At 69.5% G+C, this 4,485-nt stretch carries 5 protein-coding genes; 4 read left to right on the forward strand and 1 reads right to left on the reverse strand.

Features of this window, described 5'->3' with window-relative positions:
* The coding region (locus tag H0W38_RS17235; RefSeq protein ID WP_367162312.1) for an RNA recognition motif domain-containing protein at positions 1–143 on the reverse strand (143 nt) is incomplete at its 3' end.
* A 208-nt stretch (positions 144–351) separates the two neighbouring features.
* Between H0W38_RS17235 and H0W38_RS17240 the strand changes: the two genes are divergently transcribed.
* The 4 genes from H0W38_RS17240 to H0W38_RS17255 form a co-directional block, all read left to right on the forward strand.
* Positions 352–1,131: a helical backbone metal receptor gene (locus H0W38_RS17240; protein WP_292456340.1), complete on the forward strand. Its 780-nt coding sequence runs from the start codon at positions 352–354 to the stop codon at positions 1,129–1,131.
* Positions 1,132–1,166: 35 nt separating this feature from the next.
* A complete protein-coding gene (locus tag H0W38_RS17245) occupies positions 1,167–1,805 on the forward strand; it encodes a MarC family protein (protein WP_292456343.1) in 639 nt (212 codons plus the stop codon).
* 109 nt (positions 1,806–1,914) lie between these two features.
* Complete coding sequence (locus H0W38_RS17250) at positions 1,915–3,585, forward strand: GMC family oxidoreductase (RefSeq protein ID WP_292456345.1); 1,671 nt, start codon at positions 1,915–1,917, stop codon at positions 3,583–3,585.
* A 383-nt stretch (positions 3,586–3,968) separates the two neighbouring features.
* Positions 3,969–4,485, forward strand: a 517-nt coding sequence (locus tag H0W38_RS17255; RefSeq protein WP_292456348.1) for a TSUP family transporter, incomplete at its 3' end; no start/stop codon positions are given.

The raw sequence follows: 4,485 nt of genomic DNA on the forward strand, positions 1-4,485 counted from the left end.
AAGCCGAAGCCTTTCGAGCGACCGGTATCGCGGTCCATCATGACCTTGGCCGATGTGACCGTGCCAAACTGACCGAAGGACTGCTGGAGTTCTTCGTCACGTACACCGTAGGCCAGATTGCCTACATAGAGCTTGTTGCCCATGGGGGAGCGCCTTTCTTCCTCTTAAACGGTACCTTCGGGTACCTGAAACACCATGTGGAGCCTCAACCCGCCGGAACCAATCCAGAGAAGGCGCCGCACCGAAAAAACGAAACCATTATGTGTGAACCTTTGTGTTTGAGTACGGTGCGATCCCGCGAGTGTTGTAACGGCGCCGTCCCGGCTCACGCCGGTCTGTGCGCCGGCTGAGATGCGCGGTGACGCAGTGCGCATTGCCAGCCTGGTGCCCAGCCTCACCGAATTGGTGATCGCCCTCGGCCTGGGGCCGCGGCTGGTGGCGCGCACAGGCTTCTGCATCCATCCTGCGCATGACGTGGCCGACGTGCCCAAGGTCGGCGGCACCAAGGACGTGAACCTCGGCAAGCTGCGCCGGCTGGCGCCGACCCATGTGCTGGTCAATATCGACGAGAACCGGCGCGAGACGGTCGAGGCCTTGCGCGAGTTCGTGCCGCAGGTGATCGTCACGCACCCCTGTTCGCCGCGCGACAACCTGGCGTTGTTCGAGCAACTGCGCGCGGCCTTCGCTGCCGAGCCGGGCGTCGCCGAGCATGCGGCGGCACTCGCCGACGAGCTGGCCGGCGAACTGGCCCGCAGCGAAGCGCAGGCCTGGCCGGAGCAGCGAGTGCTGTACCTGATCTGGCGCGCGCCCTGGATGACAGTAGCGCGCGATACGTACATCGCCCGCATGCTCAGGACGGTGAACTGGCGCAGCCTGCCCCCGCAGGACGGCGGCCCGAGCGGCGCCGCGCGCTACCCTGCGCTGCAGGGCGATGAGTCGTGGCTCGCCGGCGTGGACCGCGTGCTGCTCAGCAGTGAACCCTACCGTTTCGACGCCAGCCACTTGGCCGAAGCAATTGACCTGTGCCCAGGCGCCCAGGCACAACTCGTCGATGGCGAACGGCTCAGCTGGTACGGGCCGCGTGCGGCGGCCGGCTTGCGTTACCTGCGCACCCTCGCCGAGTCGGCCTGATCGCAGACCAGCCGCGCTGGCCCGAGAATCGCGTCATGGACCTCAAGCCGCTGATCGCGTTGCTGGCGATCGTCAACCCGATCGGCGCCATCCCCTTCTTCATCAGCTTCACGAGCGGTTTCAACCGCGCGCAGCGCCAGCGCACGATCCGCGTCAGCGCCTTCAGCGCCTTCGTGGTGATCGCCGTCAGCGCGCTCGCCGGGCTGCGCATCATCGAGTTCTTCGGCATCAGCATCGCCTCCTTCCAGGTCGGCGGCGGCACCTTGCTCCTGATCAGCTCGCTGCAGATGCTGCATGCGCAGCCGGCCGAAACAAGCAAGGAGGACGTCAGCGAAGGCGCCGAGCGCGCCGATGCCGGCGACAGCATCGCCGTGGTGCCGCTGACCATTCCGCTGCTTACCGGCCCGGCGACCATCTCGACAGTGGTGATCTACGCCGAGCAGAGCCCGCACTGGTGGCAGCTCGGCACGCTGGTGCTCTACGGCGTGGTGATCGGTGTGGCGGTGTACGTCGCCTTCATGGCCTCGGGGCGCATCGCCCGGGTGCTCGGCCAGACCGGCATCAACGTGATGACGCGGCTGATGGGCCTGATCCTCGCCGCCATGGCGGTCGAGATCATGGCCGCGGGGCTGATGCAGCTGTTCCCTGTGCTGGCGACGGCGCTGCCGCGCTGAGCCATCCGGCGATGATTCGTCCGCTGCGGGCCGAGTGCCGGGCCGCTCTCAGGCCGGCCCGCATCGCCTTGGTGGATCGGCCGATGGTCCCGTCGCACGAAGGGCTCCGATGAGCGACGCGCTGCGCTTCGACCACGTGATCATCGGCGCCGGCACCGCGGGCTGCCTGCTCGCCAACCGGCTCAGCGCCGACCCGGGCAAGCGCGTGCTGCTCATCGAGGCGGGCGGGCGCGACAACTACCACTGGATCCACATCCCGGTCGGCTACCTGCACTGCATCGGCAACGCGCGCACCGACTGGCTCTACCGCACCGAGCCCGACCCGGGGCTGAACGGCCGCGTGCTGCGCTACCCGCGCGGCAAGGTGCTCGGCGGCTGCTCCAGCATCAACGGCATGATCTACATGCGCGGCCAGTCGCGCGATTACGAGCACTGGGCCGACGTGACCGGCGACGACGCTTGGCGGTGGGAGGCCGTGCTGGCGCGCTTCCGGCAGCACGAGGACCACCATGGCGGCGACGCCGCCGACCCGGAGTTCGCCGCCTTTCATGGGCGCGGGGGCGAGTGGCGTGTCGAGAAGCAGCGCCTGCGCTGGGATCTGCTCGACGCTTTTGCACTGGCCGCGCGGCAGGCCGGCATTCCGGCGAGCCGCGATTTCAACCGCGGCGACAACGAAGGCGTCGGCTACTTCGAGGTCAACCAGCGCGCCGGCTGGCGCTGGAACACGGCGCGCGCTTTCCTGCGGCCGGCCTGTCATGGCCGGCCGAACTTCACGATGTGGACCGGCGCGCAAGTCGCCCGCTTGCTGCTCGAACGCGGCACAGCCGGTGCGCTGCGCTGCACCGGCTGCGAAGTGCGCACGCCGCAGGGGCTGCAGACGGTCAAGGTCGACGGCGAGGTGCTGCTGTGCGCCGGTGCCATCGGCTCGCCGCAGTTGCTGCAGCTCTCCGGCATCGGACCGGCCGAGCTGCTTCGAGAGCGCGGCGTGCCCGTGCAGCACGCGCTCCAGGGCGTTGGCGAAAACCTGCAGGACCACCTTCAGATCCGGGCCGTGTTCAAGGTGACGGGCGCCCGAGCCGGGCGGCTCACGCTGAACACGCGCGCTGCCTCGTGGTGGGGCAAGGCGCTGATCGGGCTGGAGTACGCGGCCCGACGAAGCGGGCCGATGAGCATGGCGCCTTCGCAGCTCGGCGCCTTCACGCGCTCCTCGCCCGGGCACGCGTGGCCGAACCTCGAATACCACGTGCAGCCGCTGAGCCTGGAGGCCTTCGGCGAACCGCTCCACGGCTTCGATGCGTTCACCGCCAGCGTGTGCAATCTCAACCCGACCAGCCGCGGCAGCGTACGCATCAAGAGCCCGCGTTTCGAGGACGCCCCCGCCATCGCGCCGCGCTATCTCTCGACCGCCGAGGACCGCCAGGTCGCCGCCGACAGCCTGCGCGTCACGCGGCGCATCGCCGCCCAGCCGGCGCTCGCCGGCTATCGGCCCGAGGAGTTCCGCCCCGGCCTGCAGTACCAGAGCGACGAGGAATTGGCCCAGCTTGCCGGCGACATCGGCACGACCATCTTCCACCCCGTGGGCACCTGCCGCATGGGCCGCGCCGACGATCCCGATGCGGTGGTCGATGCCCGGCTGCGCGTGCGGGGCGTGGGCGGTCTGCGCGTGGTGGATGCCAGCGTGATGCCGACCATCACCAGCGGCAACACCAACAGCCCCACCTTGATGATCGCCGAGCAGGCGGCAGCCTGGATCGTCGCAGACGGCGGCCACCGGCGCTGAGTCGCGGAGCCGCAGTTGTCGCCTCGACGACGGTGCCGGACTGTTCGGCGCGCTGGTGAACCCGCGCGGCTGCACAGCGGCCGAAGGTAAACCCCGATGCACCGTCCGACCGTGACTGCCTAAAGTGCGCAGACTCGCGACGGGCGTGCCCGTCTGACGGGGGACCGAGGAGACAAAGCGAAAACCAAGGCGGACTGCGTTCCGTCGCGACCGACAAAGGTCACACAAACACGGCGCGGGCCCATCCGTCTGCGCTTGAAGAGCGTCGGTACCCCCGGCGCTCTTTGTTTTGTGGCATCGCGTTTGTTCACGTACCGCCGCCGTTCGGGCGCGGCGCTTGGGCTACCCTCGCCGCCCGTCCTCCTGCCGCTGCGGCGCCCGCCATGCTCGACCTCGCCATCGTCACGCTGGCCTCGCTGTTCGCCGGTTTCGTCGACGCCATCGTCGGCGGCGGCGGGCTGATCCTGGTGCCGGCGCTGTTCAGCGTGTTCCCGAACGCCGCGCCGGCCACCCTGTTCGGTACCAACAAGGGCGCCGCCGTGTGGGGCACCGCCTGGGCGACCGCGCAGTTCGCGCGCCGCGTCCGGCTGCCCTGGTCCGCCTTGATGCCGGCTGCCGCCGCGGCACTGATCGGCGCCTTCGCCGGGGCGTGGACGGTCACGCAGATCAGCGCCGACGGCCTGCGCCGCGCGCTGCCTTTCGTGTTGCTGGCGGTGCTGGTCTACACGCTCGCCCGCAAGGATCTCGGCCGCAGCCACGCACCGCTCCACCACGGGCGCGCGGAGGCCGGTTGGGCCTCGCTGATCGGCGCGGTGGTCGGCTTCTACGACGGCTTCTTCGGGCCGGGCGCCGGCAGCTTCTTCGTCTTCCTGTTCGTGCGCGCGCTCGGCTACGACTTCC

Source organism: Methylibium sp. (genome assembly GCF_013817365.1).
GTDB lineage: Bacteria > Pseudomonadota > Gammaproteobacteria > Burkholderiales > Burkholderiaceae_C > Methylibium.